A 15,702-nucleotide genomic window follows, 5' to 3' on the forward strand; every position below is an offset into this window, starting at 1 on the left:
TCTCCTCTTAGTTGTTGGACTCGACGGTTGCGGCGGTGTCGGCCGCGTCCTCGAGCTGCAAGTTCAATAGCTTCATGCCGTATTCCGGCACGTTGATATCGATGGGTTGGCCATACAGGTCACCAGGGCGCACAAAAGCGAGCACCGTCATAATGCGCGCCATGGCCTCGGGCGATTCGGTGAGCCCACGCTCAAACCAGCGCTGAATCATGCCGACCTCGGCGCTCACGACGTAGGTGACGTAGTAGTCAAAGAACGTGCCCAGCGCCAGGCCCAAAATGCCCGTCTGCGCACGCGGCACCACAGCCTCACGCGCGGTGTCGATGATCCTTTTAATGAAGGCCTGGTCGCCGCCCGGACCCAGCAGCGCACCGATTAAGTCGCGGTTGGCCGCAAGATAGCGCAGCAGTTCAACCGAACCGGGCGCCGGCTCGAGTTCATCGATGTTGTGGTAGAGATCGGGCAGCTGAGCTGCGGTGATGAGCTCAATGCGTTCACAGATCTCGGCCAGCAAGCCGTCCTCGATTTGATTGATGAAGTCGGGGATATCGCGGTAGTGCGAATAGAACGTGCGGCGCGTAAGGCCGGCGCGCTCGGTGAGCGACGCGACATTAATGCGCGAAAGGTCGCCGCTTTCGGCAAGCTCGCTGGCAAGTGCCTGGCGAAGGGCACGCTGCGAGCGAAGGGACCGGCGATCGCATTTCTCGAGCTGGGACAAGCGTCCTCCTTGTTACTCAGCCTGTGCGCTATTGCACAGTGCGAGTATTATTGCACACCGTGTGCATCAACACGTAAAGGCAATATTTGGAATGTGACGAGGGGGCAGTCCCTTTGTCACATTATTCGATGATGGTGCGGGAGCTCTGCTTATGCATGGTGGCGAGCATGTGTTTGGGGACGGCGTGGACCATGCAGCTGCCGATAGTTGCGCTCGCGGCGACCTTGGCTGCATCGCTAGCGTTTTTGGTCGCGTAGCTGTGGCGGAAACGCTTGAGCATGGCGATGTCGTTTCCGCCGTCGCCATAAACCGCGACCTCGTCCTCGGCAATGCCGTAGTAGCCCGCCAGCCAGGCCACACTCTCGCCCTTGTTACACGCCACGTCCGTGATCTCGAACATCACCGGATCGAACGGCGCGTTGACCACACGGTCCGAGCGCTCGGCAAGATACGCCTTAAGGTCGCGCTCCAGCTCGGGCGAGGTCACGCGACAATTGATCTTGCATACATCGTGGCGCAGGATGTCACCGATCGACTGGTCGAAATACTGCTCCTCGTGATACCCGCCGCGCGCACGCATGCCGCGCATCACGATGCGCTTGATGGGACTGTCCTTTTTAAAGCCCGCCTGATGCATCTCGAACGAACCGCTCGAGTACATGCCATCGGGCGTGGAACAATCAAAGCAAATGTCCGGGAACGCCTTGAGCAGTTCCTCAGTGACCTGCGGATCGATGGTCCAAGTCTTGAGCACCTCGCCATGGCTGTCGCGCACGATGGATCCATTGGAGCAGCAGGCGTCAAGCGCCAAGCCCGTAAAGCCATGCTCGCCGATCGGCAACGTCGAGCGTCCAGTCGCGGGAACCACGTGCAGGCCAGCCTCAGTCAGCTCGCGAATGGCGCGGCGGATGGTCCCATCCGCCTCGTGCAGGGCGTTCAGCAGCGTTCCGTCTAAGTCACTCGCGAACATCTTGATCATGGACATGCCTCTCCTTCGTCTGCCCGATATTGTAGACGAAGGAGAGGCATGTCCAAACAATGCCGTCCCGGCGCGGCGTACCACCGCCTTCACAAATTCACGGTGCCCCAGCGCGTTAAGACAATCGCCGCAATCGATTTTTCAGCCGATAAAACAGAGCCGTCGTCAACGTCAGCACCGCCAACATGGCTGCGAATACAATCGCCGGTGTCCATCGATCATATGCAACCCCGTACGTCAATTGGCCGATAGGTATTGCGCAGGAAAGGACCATGTAAACGACCGAAAGCACTTTTCCGCAGAGCTCAGTCGGCGCTGCCCGCTGAACAAACGCGATAATTTCAACCGACGCAATGCTCGCCCACACCATGACCCATGCCGAACCAACCACAAACACGGTGAGCATGCATGCATCTGCGCCGAACAGTAGCGTGACAATGATCGGTGCGACTCCAAAACAGATCATCGCAACATATCGACATATGCCATTGAAAGAAAAACGATGCGGCCAAATGCCGACCAAGCCACTGCCGGCAAGACCACCCAAGCCCATAGCCACCTCAACTATCCCAACGCAGGACGATTGCATGCCGAGATGCTTTGTAACAATAATGGGAGCGCCAATCATTAGCCCAACCAACGCAAGGTTCAAAACTGCCGCAAGCAAAATCACAGCGACCAATAATGCATTTTGCAACAGATACCGAATCGACTCCCGAAAATCGTTTCGGCATGTCGTACGAGTCGCGCCGTCTCCCATCGTTTCAAATGAGGCATTTTGCTTGAGCGCGCCCCCAAACAAGAGAGCTGAAATCGCAAACGCCACCGACGCGGTTGTGCAAAGAGCATCGATGCCAAAGTACCCATAGACTGCCGTCCCGACCACAGGGCCCAAGATATTGCTCACCATGGTCATCTGCGAAACCAATGCAGTGGCCCGCTCAACCTTCTCTTCACCCGCCATGCGCACCGTCTCAATTTGGAGCATTGGCTTCAGCAGCGATTGAGAACCATATTGAACACAAAGTATCGCTACTACGACGACCGCAAGAGGCAATGAGTGCTTCATGGGGATAGACAGCAGTGATGCAGTCATCAGAGCAATGCCGAGGGACACGAGGACCTCGCGATGTCTTCCCCTATCCGCCAAGATTCCGCCAACCGGAGTTGCAAGTACGCCGGGTATGAACGCTATCGCCGCGACGACGCCATATAACGTTGACGATCCACTGCGATCGAACAAGTAAAGTGGATACGCAAAGCACAGCGCCGACAGCATCGAATACGTGCACAGCTGCGCAACCAGAAGTTCCGCGAGCCTGATTGACCGCACTGTTTTTGATTTCAACGAGACACCGACGTCTCTCAGCCCAGCCATAAGCCCACCCCCTATACATACCACTAGTATGTATTTAATGACTTGAAAAGGGCAGCCGTGGCTACCCTCACAAATCAATTACATACCGTTGGTATCTATATTACCACCCGGCGCGGTCCCATACGCCCCAAATCTGCGCCGTTGTCTGAAGCACTTCATTACCCAAATCGAGCCCCACCGCGGCAGCCATCTGCGCCAAACATTGTGCGCGAGCGAGCATTCGCTCCTTGGGCTCGAGCGGACGGAACAATGGCAGCAGCCAAAGATTCGCCAACAACGATACGGCCTCCGCCGCTTCGCGCGGGCATTCGCACGCAATGGAGCCGTCGGCGATGCCCTCCTCGATCACTGGCAAGAGACAGCCATCGGCCGACTCGTCAAATGAGCCCTGGTACTGCATCGCCAGTAGGCGCGAGCTTTTTACCGGATCTGCTGCAGGACGCATACGTGCCCATAGCTCAATTTGTGGAACAACGGACTCGGGAGCGTACAGTCGCTTGAGCTTTTGGGCTCCGGTCATATTACCGACGCCAAGCATCGAGCGGCGGTGCTCAACAATCGGAGTCATCGCCCGATCAAACGCGGCGTTGAAAATCTCTTCTTTGCTCTTGAAGTGATGATAGACAGCGCCCTTGGTCATGCCGTCGAGACGGTCAACGATATCTTGAATACTCGTCCCCTCATAACCCTGTGCGCAGAATAGCTCCAGTGCCGCGTCGAGAATCTTCGCGACCGTCTCCTCGGGATATTTATTGCGACCCATAATCCGCCCATCCGCAACGCAAGCCTTGTGCCTCATTGCAGCATTTTAACGTTGCGGATGGCAGACGGTCGATTCTACACCGCGGCGGGGCCATGTTCGCCGGTGCGAATGCGGATGACTTCCTCGACCGGCTCGACCCAGATCTTGCCGTCGCCGACGGCGCCGGTGCGGGCGGCATTGCAGATGATGTCGACAATTCCGTCGACATGTTCATCGGCGCAGATGAGGGTGAACTGCACCTTAGGGATCGTGTTGACAAGCAACTCGTTGCCGCGCACGTATTCCTTCCAGCCATGCTGCGCGCCGCAGCCCTGCACCTGGTTGATGGTCATGCCGCGAACATCGGCAGCAAACAGCGCATCTTTAAGAACCTCAAGCTTCTCCTGGCGCACGATAGCCGTAATTTTCTTCATAGTGAATTCCTCTCTTCAATAAAAGAAATGAATTGTCCTTCACATGGCACGGGTTTTCCAGGTGCCGCAAACCAACCTCAGAGATCAATAAGTTCAACTGACTGGTCTTAGCAGGTTTCCCAAGTGCCGCAGATTGCCGTGAAAGAGGAGCGAAGCGTACTTAAGTACGTGAGCGACGATTGAACGGCAAGGTGCGGTGCTTGGGGAAGCTGCTAATCGAGTCCGGAGAAAGAAGGATAGGCGCTCTCGCCGTGCTGACTGGCATCCAGGCCCAGCGCCTCGTCGGCCTCGTCCACACGCAGGCTGCCGTGGAACAGTGCCTTGACCACCGCGGCGATCACCAAGTCGAGCACCAGCACAATAACGACCGTCACCACAATGCCCAGAACCTGCGAGACAAGCAGCGACACGTCGCCCGTGTAGAACAGGCCGCCCTTACCGGTCCACGAGAGCTCCGGCACGCAGAACAGGCCCGTGAGCACACCGCCCAAGATGCCGCCGATACCGTGGCAACCGAACGCGTCGAGCGCATCGTCGTAGCCAAACTTGGTCTTAAGATGGCTGATGGCCAGGTAACAGACGGGCGAGACGATCAGGCCCATGACCAGCGCTGCCCACGGCTCGACAAAGCCCGCACCCGGCGTGACCACCACAAGGCCCGCAACCAGACCGGTGCTGGCACCCACCAGCGTGGGGCGACCGGTGTGCACGCGCTCGACGGCAAGCCACGAGACCATGCCCGCCGCGCTGGCCGTCACGGTGTTGAGGATGGCGAGCGCCGCCACGGCGTCGGCCTTAAACTCGCTGCCGCCGTTAAAGCCAAACCAGCCAAACCAAAGCAGGCCGGCGCCCAGCGCCACAAACGGCACGTTATGCGGACGGTAGCTCATCATACCAAAGCCGCGACGACGGCCGAGCATTAAGCAGAGAATCAGGCCCGTGAGACCGGACGAAATGTGTACCACGTCGCCGCCGGCAAAGTCGAGCGCGCCGATGATGTCGCCGATAAAGGAACCATCGCCGCCCCAAACCATGTGGGCGAGCGGCGCATAGACCACGAGCAGCCAAATGCCCAGGAAGGCCGTCATGGCACCAAACTTAACGCGGCCTGCCAGACTGCCCGTAACGATAGCGGCGGTGATCATGGCAAACGCCATCTGGAAGGCGATGTTGATGATCTGAGGGTAGACGGCACCATCCGCAGCATTGCCCTCGGCCGCCTGCAGCACCTGGTTGAGCACCGGCAGGCACAGCAGCTGGTCAAAGCCGCCAATAAACGGGTTAGAACCGTCGCCACCGTAGGCCAGCGACCAGCCGGCAACAATCCACAGCACACCAACCAGGCCAATGGCGCCAAAGCACATAAGCATGGTGTTGATGACATTTTTGCGCCTGGACAGGCCGCCATAGAAAAACGCCAGACCCGGTGTCATTAAAAACACGAGCATGGTGCAGATGAGCATAAACGTTGTCGATCCCGTATCGTACATTCGCTCCCCCTTGGTCGCATGAACGTTGTCGGCGCTCATGATGCGGCCGAGGGCCAACTGGTGTAGACCAGATACGGCGTTGTTAAACGCTGCGTTGTCGAATGGAAACGGCACCGCAATCTTGGAAACGGCGCGGCAACGGACGCGAAACGAACGGGAAACGTGCGAACGAGAAGGGCGCGCTTGGCTCCGCTCTGGCTAGCGCCGGAACAGCTCGCGGGCTCGGTCGCGGAGGTCGGTAGCTCGAATGACACCCTCGTAACGATTGATGCGCAGACGCGGGAAGGCGTTAAAGAAGCGTAGGTCGCGGCGGCTGAGTGACACGCTCGGTACCGGGCGGCTCATGCGCTTGCCGGCAAGGCGACGACCGAGCGACGGACGCGGCATACTCGGCGCGGCATCGGCCACGCGGCGGGCAGCGAGCGCCAGGCCGCGAGCACCATCCGAGATAAACGTCGGCATCGAAGTCTTCTCGCGCAGGGCATCGAGCGCCGCGTCGCCCAGCTCGGCCAGCCAAGCGTTAACGGCGCGACCGCGGATATGCGTCTGCGCCACCGAGTCAATCGCCGAATCGGGAATACGTTCGAGCATAGAGTCGGAGGCGTCGGCAAGCGACTCATTGATGCGGTCGGCAAGGTCGGCACGCACACGCTCAAGCTGATCGGACAGACGCCGCCAGCTCGCCAACGAGCACACCGCATCGACCATCATCGCGACCGCGACGATAAAGGCGGCCAAGCGCACGATTAGCACCGGCAGATGGCCAAGCAGCCCCAGCAATGCCGGCTCCACTAAACGGCAAATACACAACGCACCCAAGCCAAACGCGCAGGCCCAGTACAGGCAGATGCGTCCGTGCAGGTTAAACGGCAGATGCGAGTAATCCCAAAACCGGGCACCCGTCGTTTTTTCCAACAGCACGCCCACGCTATATTCGATCACGCTGCATACGAGCGCGGCAGCGACAAACTGGCTCGAGGCGTCTGGGATTCCACGCAGCAGCAACCAGCACGCAATGCCGCCCGCACCGTAGATGGGACAACACGGCCCTAGCAAAAAGCCGCTGTTGGCAAAGCGTCCGTGGTTGAGCATGGCGCAGACTGTCGACTCCCATACCCAGCCGCAAAAACCGTAGAAGGCAAACGAGAGTACCAGCGCCGAGAGCGGACAGGCGACAAGCGTCGCGCCGTCAAATGCCATGTCGATCGCGGTTTCCACCGTCTACCCTCTCCTCTTTTCGCTCGATTCGCTGTTCACGCCATCGTCAGCCTCGTCCTTGCGCCGCAGACGGCCGGCGACCGTCTCGCACAGAGCGCACCATTTATCGGCCAGGCACACAATCCATGCCTCGCGACACGTCGGTGGAACCGGTACCAGCGGAAACATATGGCGCACGATGATATTCCGCTCGCGCGGCGTCAGCTCAAAATCTTCCTCGGCACGCGCCAGGGCAAAAAATGGATGCCGAAATCCGTGCAGTCGATGGCTCGGATCGGGGTCGTGCCAATCATAGAGAAAGTAATCGTGCAGCAGGGCCCCGCGCAACAGCGAGGCACGGTCGACCGAAATGCCAGCACGGCCCAAGCACTCGGCAAAGGACAGACTTGCCCGCGCCACCGAGGTCACATGCGTATACACCGTCACGTCGCCATGCTGGATAAACTCGCGCGTCAGGTCCAGACGGCCCGCCTGTGCCAGTTGACGGGCAGCATGGTCTACTTCGCACGCGATTTTCTCGGCACGAGCGACATCGGACATGCTGTCTCCTTCCAGCGACTCCCGGCGACAAGTCGCAGCCTGCACGCAATGAATAAAATCATCATCGAATTTACTAGTATGGCATCGGACAAAACGTTTTGCCCCGCCAGTTGGCGAATTACCGCGCCGCCGTCACATATCAAACGCCAAAATGTGCGAGACTGTCTTGTGCAATTGTGCCGGCCGAGGGAGCGCCGGCGCTCGATTCGCATGGAGTAACCCACAACGATGCTGCTTACGCAAACGACAACGCCCGAGGACGTCAAGGCTCTTAATCGCGCCGAGCTCCCGCAGCTCTGCGACGAGATTCGCCACGCCATCCTCGAAAGCTCCGCCGCCGTCGGCGGGCACGTTGCCCCCAACCTGGGCGTCGTTGAGCTCACGGTTGCGCTTCATCGCGTGTTTAACTCCCCCATCGACAAGATTGTCTTTGATGTTTCGCACCAGACCTACGCCCACAAGGCGCTGACTGGGCGCGCGTACACTTATATCGATCCGGAGCGTTATGGTGAGGCTTCTGGCTTTGCCAATCCCGACGAGTCCGAGCACGACTTGTTTGCCATGGGCCATACCTCCACGTCGGTGAGCCTGGGCTGCGGCCTGGCACACGCTCGTGACCTGGCGGGCGATACGTACAACGTCATTACCATCATTGGCGACGGCTCGCTTTCGGGCGGCTTGGCGTTTGAGGGCCTCGACAATGCCGCCGAACTCGACAGCAACTTGATCATCATCGTCAACGATAACGACCAGTCCATCGCCGAAAACCACGGTGGCCTGTATCGCAATCTGGCCGAGCTGCGCGCCAGCAACGGCACCTGTGAGCGCAACGTTTTCCGCGCGATGGGGCTCGACTACCGCTATCTGGACACCGGCAACGATGTGTTGGCCCTGGTCGACACGCTGCAGGAGCTGCGCGATATCGATCATCCCATCGTGCTGCACGTCTCCACCGCAAAGGGCAAGGGCTTTGAGCCAGCCCAGAGCGACCCCGAGCGCTGGCATCATGTGGGTCCGTTTGACATGGCGACTGGGCGCAAGCTCTGCCCGGGCCATCCGAGCGAGCCTGCGCCGCGCACCTATGCCGACATTACGGGCGAGGCGCTCAGCGCCGCCATCGAGCGCGATCCGCAGGTTGTGGGCATCACGGCTGCCACGCCCTACATCATGGGCTTTACACCCGAGCTTCGCGCCGCGGCAGGCAAGCACTTTGTCGACGTGGGCATTGCCGAGGAACACGCCGTGACCTTTGCCACCGCGCTTGCGCGCTCGGGCGCCAAGCCAGTCTTTGGTGTGTACGGCACGTTTTTGCAGCGCGCCTACGACGAGCTGTGGCACGACCTGTGCCTCAACGACGCCCCCGCAACCATCCTGGTATTTGGCGCGTCGATCTTTGGCACCACGTCCGAGACGCACCTCTCGTTCTTTGATATTTCCATGCTGGGCGGACTTCCCAACATGCACTACCTTGCACCTGCCTGCATGGAGGAATATCTGTCCATGCTGAGCTGGTCGCTCGACCACCGCGAGCATCCCGTAGCGATCCGTGTGCCGGGCATTGGCCTGGTAAGCCGCCCCGACTTGGCGCCTGCCGAGGGCGACGATTACGGCGTCGCGCGCTACAATGTCGTGCGCCAGGGCCGCGACGTTGCCGTGCTCGCGCTTGGCGATTTCTTTGAGCTGGGCGAGCGCGTGGCAAACCGTCTGACTGCCGAGTACGGCATCGAGGCCACGCTCGTCAACCCGCGCTTTGCAACCGAGCTCGACCGCGAGTTCCTCGACAGCCTTGCCGCCGAGCATCGCGTTGTCGTCACCCTCGAGGACGGTATCTTGGACGGCGGCTGGGGCGAGCGCGTGGCATGTTATCTGGCATGCACGCCGTTGCGCACACGCACCTTCGGCATCGCCAAGGGCTTCCCCGACCGCTACGACCCCAACGAGCTGCTCGCTCAGAACGGCATGACGGCCGAGAACATGGCCGCCGAAGCCGTAAGGCTACTTAACGAGTAAAAAACCTCCGCAAGGGAAGCACCCCTGCGGAGGTTTTTATTTTCGCGGCGCGATTATCTCAATCTGTAACATCTATGGCCCGAATTCCCGTCTAACTGTTACAGATCTAGACAAACCGTCTTTGCCCCTGACCTTTGTCTCAATCTGTAACAGATAGAGACCTTTTGGCCGTCTAACTGTTACAGATCGAGACATTCGAATTCCCCTGAAGAGAAAATCTCAATCTGTAACAGTTAGAACCCATTTCCTCGTCTACCTGTTACAGATTGAGACAAAGCAGCGAGACAGGCCACCACATCTGCAAGAACCACCACAAAGGTGCCTGTCCCTTTATGGTAGGTAGAATAACCCATAAGGTAAGTATGTTTCTGAGTTATTTCGTGTTGACCCATTTGAGCGGGATAGGGTATAACTCTACTCAACCGCTAGGGATTTTATTGAGAAAGGTGTTCTACCATGAGCAAGAACCTCTCCCAGCAGGTCGTTCTCGACCGCCGCGGCTTCGTTGCCGCCACCTTCGCAACCGTCGCCGGCCTTGGTCTTGCCGGCTGCTCCGACACCAGCGCCGAGGCCGACAAGGGTTCCGCCGCCGGCTCTTCCAAGAGCTCCAATGATACCGAGGCTTCCACCACACTCGACGCCAAGGCATTCGACAAGCTCGTCAACGACGGCCCCAAGGCCGATGACGACGCCATCGCCGCCAGCACCTGGGCTACGGCCGTCAAGGATGCCGGCGTCTTTACGATCGGTGGCGTCCAGACCTCCACGCTCTTCTCCCTCCTCAACGAGAAGGACGGTCAGACCCGTGGCTTCGATGCCGGCATCGCGCAGCTCCTGTCCAACTACATTCTGGGCGAGAACAAGATCGAGATCACCCAGGTGACCTCGGACACGCGCGAGTCCGTCCTACAGAACGGCCAGGTCGACGCCGTCTTTGCCACCTACACCATCACCGACGAGCGCAAGAAGCTTGTCTCCTTTGCCGGTCCCTACTATTACACCCAGCAGGCTATCCTGGTGCTCGCCGATAACGAGGACATCAAGAGCGTCGACGACCTGGCCGACAAGAACGTCGCCGTCCAGTCCGGCTCCAACGGCCCCGCCATCCTGGAGGAGTTTGCCCCCAAGGCCAGCCAGCAGGAGTTCAAGACCGACGAGGAGGCACGTCAGGCACTCCAGCAGGGCCGCGTCGATGCCTACGTCATCGACAACAACATGCAGCAGAGCGCCCTGGTCCGCGAGCCCGGTAAGTACAAGATTGCCGGTAAGCCCTTCGGCAGCAAGGAGCCCTACGGCATCGGCCTGCCGCTCGATTCCGACGGCGTCGCCTTTGTCAACGACTTCCTTAAGAAGATCGAGGACGATGGCACCTGGACCGAACTGTGGCAGATCTGCATTGGCGACCGTACGGGCGACACCAATGTTCCCGAGCTACCCGAGATCGGCGCCTAGGCAATACGCCTAGTAACGGCCGCTACGAAACCATATGGAAACGCATGATGCGCTTTATTGCGCTAAACTGTTTCCTCACTGAGTTGTCGGGGCTTCCGTACACACGGGAGCCCCCTTTCCTTATCGGCGGGAGGTCCGCATGAGTCTCTCCGAGCTCTGGTCGCTCTATGGCCAGAACTACATTGACGCGCTGCTAGCAACCTGGGGCATGACGCTTGAGTCGTTTGCCATCGCCATGGTGCTGGCCGTCGCCGTCACCGTGATGCGCGTGTCGCCGCTCAAGCCGCTGCGCGTCTTTGGCGACCTGTATGTCCAGGTCTTCCGTAACATCCCCGGCATCGCGCTGCTCATTATCGTCGTCTACGCGCTGCCGCCGCTCAAGGTCGTCCTGCCCTACCGCACCTGCGTCATCGTCGCCACAGTGCTCTTGGGTTCTGCCTTTGGCTCCGAGAACTTTATGAGCGGCATCAACACCGTCGGTGTCGGCCAGGTGGAAGCCGCCCGCTCGCTGGGCATGAGCTTCAGCCGTATCCTCGCCAAGATCGTGATTCCGCAGGCGCTGCGCTCGAGCGTGCTGCCCATGACCAACCTCTTTATCGCCGTCATGCTCACCACCGCGCTCGGCAGTCAGGTGCCGCTTAAACCGCAGGAGCTCACCGGCGTGGTGAGCTACATCAACACGCGCTCGCTCGGCGGCGTCGCCGCGTTCTTTATCTCGGCGCTCGGCTACCTGGGCACGGCCTTTGTGGTGAGCCACATTGGCAACTATATCGATAAGAAGGTGAGGATCCTCCGATGAGCAAGCACTCCACCTCCGCGCTCACCATGCGCGATGCGCTCTACGAGGCTCCCGGCCCCAAGATGCGCGCCAAGATTCGCGTCGGCACCGCCATCTCACTTGTTGCCGTGGCCGCGCTCATCGCTCTGGTACTGCAGCGCTTTTATGTGACCGGCCAGCTTTCGGTCCATTACTGGTACTTCTTTACGCACCTCACCACCTGGAAGTTCCTGCTTGCCGGTTTTGAGGGCACGGTAAAGGTCGCGCTCACCGCCGGCGCCATCGCGCTGGTACTGGGCTTAGCCCTCATGCTCGGCCGTACCAGCGACATCAAGCCGCTGCAGCTGGTCTGCCGCGTGCTCACCGATTTCTTCCGTGGCGTGCCGAGCCTGCTGTTCATCTACTTCTTCTTTTTGGTGCTGCCTCAGTACAAGATTTCACTGCCGTCGTTTTGGATGCTCACGCTTCCCGTCGCGCTCGCCGCGGCCGGCGTACTCGCCGAGATCTTCCGCGCCGGCGTCAATGCCGTGCCGCGCGGCCAGGTCGAGGCCGCCCAGGCACTCGGTCTCTCCAAGGCTAAAATCACTTTTAAAATCGTGCTGCCGCAGGCCATTCGGTTTATCATTCCGTCGTTGATTTCGCAGCTTGTGGTCGTCGTCAAAGACACCACCGTCGCCTACGTGGTGAGCTACCCCGACCTTATGCAAAACGCCCGCGTGCTCATTACCAACTACGACGCCCTCGTGTCGGTCTACCTGGTGATCGCGGTCATCTATATCCTCATCAACGTCGCGATCAACAAGGCCGCTGTCTACGTTTCGCACAAGACCGGCGCGACCATCATTCGCTAACGCTTTACCATTTCGAGTCATAAGGAGCCGAGCACCATGGCACAGAGCACTTCTCCTACCGGCAATCAGCCGCTGATCGAGCTCAAGCACGTCGATAAGCACTATGGCGATCTGCACGTCCTCAACGACATCAATCTCTCGGTCGACCGCGGCGAAGTCGTCGTCGTGATCGGCCCCTCGGGCTCGGGCAAGTCGACCATGTGCCGAACCATCAACCGCCTGGAAACCATCGACTCGGGCGAGATCCTCATCGAGGGCGAGCCTCTGCCGCAGGAAGGCAAGGATCTTGCCCGCATGCGTGCCGAACTGGGCATGGTGTTTCAGCAGTTCAACCTGTTCGCACATATGACCGTGCTGCAGAACGTCATGCTGGGGCCGGTCGACGTGCTGGGCGTGTCCAAGGAGGAAGCTCGTGAGCGCGCCATGGACCTGCTGAGCCGCGTGGGCGTGGCCGAGCAGGCCGACAAGGTACCCGCACAGCTTTCGGGCGGCCAGCAGCAGCGCGTGGCCATCGCCCGTTCACTCGCCATGCAGCCCAAGGCCATGCTCTTTGACGAGCCCACAAGCGCCCTTGATCCCGAGATGATCAACGAGGTGCTCGAGGTCATGATCCGTCTGGCCCAGCAGGGCATGACGATGATCGTCATTACGCACGAGATGAACTTTGCCCGCCGTGTAGCCGACCGCGTCGTGTTTATGGCCGACGGCCAGATCGTGGAAGTCGGCACGCCCGACGAGTTCTTCGACCACCCCCAGACCAAACGCGCCCAGGACTTCCTCAACTCCATCAAGGGGCACTAACCCAATTACCACGCGGGGCAAATTCATCAGAAGCAGTTTGTCCCGCGCCGCCCCTGCGCCATGTCCACCCGGATTCGAAAGCCACGCCCATGATCGGAACCCGCACCTCATCGTCCTACACCCCGCACGTCAACGTCGATCCCGCCGACCGCCCGCTCATCCTGGTAGCACCACGCTGGGAAGAAGCGAAACCCTATTTGAGCGAGACGCTCTCCCCCAACGAGGAAATCGCAAGTGTCTTTGTCGATGCCATTCTTGCCGCCGGTGGCCTGCCGCTGCAGATGTCTATTACCGAAGACGTCGATGTCATCCGTCATTACGTGGAAATCGCTGACGGTATCGCTATTCCCGGCGGCCCGGACGTCAACCCCAAACGCTGGGGCGACGAGCGTCCTTACGACCCCACGCTGTGCTGTGAAATTCGTGACCGCTTTGAGTTTAAGCTGGTTAACGAGGCGCTTCGCGCCAAGAAGCCGCTCTTTACCACCTGCCGCGGCACGCAGTTGCTCAATGTCGCCACTGGCGGCACCCTGTGCATGGACGTGCCGAGCCTGGGCGCTCGCGAGGGCCGCACGCAGTGGCGCCATACCCACGTGCTCAACGACCCCGTGCATCCCGTCGAGGTCGTGCCGGGCTCGCTGCTGGAGCGCGCGGTTGGCGGGCACAGGCTGATCCAGACCAACTCTGCACATCACTGCTGCGTCGATCGTCTGGGTAAGAGCACGCGTTTGGTCGCCAAGGCAACCGACGGCGTTCCCGAGTGCATCGAGGTCGAAGGCCAGCCTTTCTGCCTGGGCGTGCAATGGCATCCCGAATACACCTGGCAGACGCTCGAGACCGACTTTAACCTGTGGAAGTCGTTTGTCGAGGCAGCGACCAAGGTAAAGCAGACCCGCTAGCTCGCAAGCTACACAAGTTAAAGCCTCCTAAGCCAGGGGGGCGGACACCAGCCACGGTGTCCGCCCCCCTGTATTTGGTATGCTCGGTATGATCATCCCTCACAAACAATCAAAGAAATCTCGACCGCAATCGATCAACGGTAAAGCAAATGGTAAAAACGCTTGCTACGTTTATGAGGCAGTCAATTAAAATCGAGATGCATTGACCATTCCCCAACGGGGTCACGCCGCAAATCCACATGAGCATCGAGGCTGGAAGCGGAAGCATGGAATTGGCCCCGATCTGTATGTAGATCGCTACGACGTTGACAAGCAACAGCATGCCAATCGGACCGAAGCCGGACCCAAAATAGGAAACAACGATTACGCAAGAAACCACGTATGCAAGGCAGGCAGCGGCAGCAAGAACAAGTCGATAGCAAAATACATGCAGGTTGAAATACTGCTGAGCATCCAAAACGATCGCGCAGTTAAGACAGTACAAAACGACACTCGTCAGGATAAACGCGCCCAAAAGGGCAAAAGAAGACAGCATCGCTCGCGCAACGATAGCGCACACACGCTTCCCTCCCCGGGCCTCCGACAGCCCCCACGGTTCCTCGACAAAGCCCGAACTGACAAAGCGCGGCACAATACAAGCAGCAATGAACGGAAAGAACAATGCATGAGCCAACGGGGCTACGTTGAACAGCAGACCGCGAAAAACCTCTGCATTACCAAATAGAAGGGCATCCTCCGCCGATAGCCGAAGCGTCGGGTCTGGGAAAAAGCCCAAGAAACTGTTCTCACGGAGGCCACAGAGCCACATCGGGAAAGAATTAAGCTGCAATACCACCATGCACGCATAAATTACCAGGATTAAGGCGTACGCCCATTTGCTCACATGCTTCCATTCTGAATGGAGGAATCTTTTAATCTGACGAGCCATTGAACACACCCCCGGCACGAAAGCTCACGAGAGCGTAAATCAATACCGATAGACAGCTGGCTGCCACGCCATATCCCAGAAGCGTCAGCTGGCCCATATCGCTATACCCAAGGGCACATCCGACTCCAAGATACGGCCCCGGAAGAAGGAAAATCCATCGCAAGGATGGTATGGGTGTCTGAAGGAAGGCTCCGTAGAGCGTCAAGCTCATGACAAATCCAACTATCACCACGGCCCCGCTCAATACAGCGCTGCCCGTTATCCGATAGATGGTCACCGTCTCCAACGCAACCGATATCACCAATACGGCGTTAATCATCATTGCGGGCAAAAATGCAGCCAGCATGCTATGCGCATAGTTTTGCCCTCCACGTATTATGGCTATTGCAAAAAGAAGAAGGCAAAGCGCGCTATACGCTGCGCCAATTATTAAGGCTCTGTTAGACCAAATTTGACACGATCGGCTGTTCGTCGAACCGGAAAA

16 protein-coding genes are annotated in these 15,702 nt (G+C 59.0%); 6 read left to right on the top strand and 10 right to left on the bottom strand.

Annotated features, from left to right (window positions below; translation table 11 throughout):
• Positions 1–7: 7 nt before the first annotated feature.
• The 8 genes from DWW51_RS07485 to DWW51_RS07520 all read right to left on the bottom strand — a co-directional run bounded on the left by DWW51_RS07485 (position 8) and on the right by DWW51_RS07520 (position 7,499).
• On the bottom strand, positions 8–718 hold the full coding sequence (locus DWW51_RS07485; protein ID WP_117774058.1) for a TetR/AcrR family transcriptional regulator: 711 nt from the start codon (positions 716–718) through the stop codon (positions 8–10).
• Positions 719–839: 121 nt separating this feature from the next.
• Positions 840–1,703 carry an HAD-IIB family hydrolase gene (locus tag DWW51_RS07490; RefSeq protein WP_369832571.1) on the bottom strand — a complete coding sequence of 288 codons (864 nt, stop codon included), beginning with the start codon at positions 1,701–1,703 and terminating at the stop codon, positions 840–842.
• Between the two features lie 109 nt (positions 1,704–1,812).
• A complete protein-coding gene (locus DWW51_RS07495; RefSeq protein WP_117629937.1) occupies positions 1,813–3,075 on the bottom strand; it encodes an MFS transporter in 1,263 nt (420 codons plus the stop codon).
• Between the two features lie 100 nt (positions 3,076–3,175).
• Positions 3,176–3,838, bottom strand: a complete 663-nt coding sequence (locus tag DWW51_RS07500) for a TetR/AcrR family transcriptional regulator (protein ID WP_158551690.1) — start codon at positions 3,836–3,838, stop codon at positions 3,176–3,178.
• A 74-nt stretch (positions 3,839–3,912) separates the two neighbouring features.
• Positions 3,913–4,251, bottom strand: coding sequence for a P-II family nitrogen regulator (locus DWW51_RS07505; protein ID WP_099432138.1), 339 nt, complete (start codon positions 4,249–4,251; stop codon positions 3,913–3,915).
• Between the two features lie 212 nt (positions 4,252–4,463).
• On the bottom strand, positions 4,464–5,741 hold the full coding sequence (locus DWW51_RS07510) for an ammonium transporter (protein WP_089572300.1): 1,278 nt from the start codon (positions 5,739–5,741) through the stop codon (positions 4,464–4,466).
• Between the two features lie 198 nt (positions 5,742–5,939).
• Positions 5,940–6,959, bottom strand: coding sequence for a putative ABC transporter permease (locus DWW51_RS07515; protein ID WP_231501605.1), 1,020 nt, complete (start codon positions 6,957–6,959; stop codon positions 5,940–5,942).
• 3 nt (positions 6,960–6,962) lie between these two features.
• Positions 6,963–7,499, bottom strand: a complete 537-nt coding sequence (locus DWW51_RS07520; protein ID WP_117774059.1) for an HD domain-containing protein — start codon at positions 7,497–7,499, stop codon at positions 6,963–6,965.
• 228 nt (positions 7,500–7,727) lie between these two features.
• On the opposite strand from DWW51_RS07520, the gene DWW51_RS07525 reads away from it, so the two are divergent.
• The 6 genes from DWW51_RS07525 to DWW51_RS07550 all read left to right on the top strand — a co-directional run bounded on the left by DWW51_RS07525 (position 7,728) and on the right by DWW51_RS07550 (position 14,290).
• Positions 7,728–9,509, top strand: a complete 1,782-nt coding sequence (locus tag DWW51_RS07525) for a 1-deoxy-D-xylulose-5-phosphate synthase (protein ID WP_117774060.1) — start codon at positions 7,728–7,730, stop codon at positions 9,507–9,509.
• Positions 9,510–9,965: 456 nt separating this feature from the next.
• Positions 9,966–10,961 (top strand): glutamate ABC transporter substrate-binding protein, encoded by a 996-nt coding sequence (locus tag DWW51_RS07530; RefSeq protein ID WP_117774061.1) that lies wholly within the window; start codon positions 9,966–9,968, stop codon positions 10,959–10,961.
• Between the two features lie 139 nt (positions 10,962–11,100).
• Positions 11,101–11,760 (top strand): amino acid ABC transporter permease, encoded by a 660-nt coding sequence (locus tag DWW51_RS07535; RefSeq protein ID WP_022094657.1) that lies wholly within the window; start codon positions 11,101–11,103, stop codon positions 11,758–11,760.
• Entirely contained in the window at positions 11,757–12,590 is an 834-nt protein-coding gene (locus DWW51_RS07540) for an amino acid ABC transporter permease (RefSeq protein ID WP_117629933.1), read from the top strand. Before DWW51_RS07535 ends, DWW51_RS07540 begins: the two co-directional genes overlap by 4 nt.
• A 36-nt stretch (positions 12,591–12,626) precedes the next feature.
• On the top strand, positions 12,627–13,391 hold the full coding sequence (locus DWW51_RS07545; RefSeq protein ID WP_117774062.1) for an amino acid ABC transporter ATP-binding protein: 765 nt from the start codon (positions 12,627–12,629) through the stop codon (positions 13,389–13,391).
• Positions 13,392–13,480: 89 nt separating this feature from the next.
• Complete coding sequence (locus DWW51_RS07550) at positions 13,481–14,290, top strand: gamma-glutamyl-gamma-aminobutyrate hydrolase family protein (protein WP_117774063.1); 810 nt, start codon at positions 13,481–13,483, stop codon at positions 14,288–14,290.
• Between the two features lie 109 nt (positions 14,291–14,399).
• On the opposite strand, the gene DWW51_RS07555 is transcribed toward DWW51_RS07550, so the two are convergent.
• Positions 14,400–15,218 carry a hypothetical protein gene (locus DWW51_RS07555; protein WP_147344061.1) on the bottom strand — a complete coding sequence of 273 codons (819 nt, stop codon included), beginning with the start codon at positions 15,216–15,218 and terminating at the stop codon, positions 14,400–14,402.
• Positions 15,202–15,702: hypothetical protein (locus DWW51_RS10395; protein WP_231501606.1), on the bottom strand; the 501-nt coding region annotated here is incomplete at its 5' end. The genes DWW51_RS10395 and DWW51_RS07555, both read right to left, overlap by 17 nt.

The sequence above is a fragment of the Collinsella sp. AF15-51 genome (genome assembly GCF_003462845.1).
Lineage (GTDB): Bacteria > Actinomycetota > Coriobacteriia > Coriobacteriales > Coriobacteriaceae > Collinsella.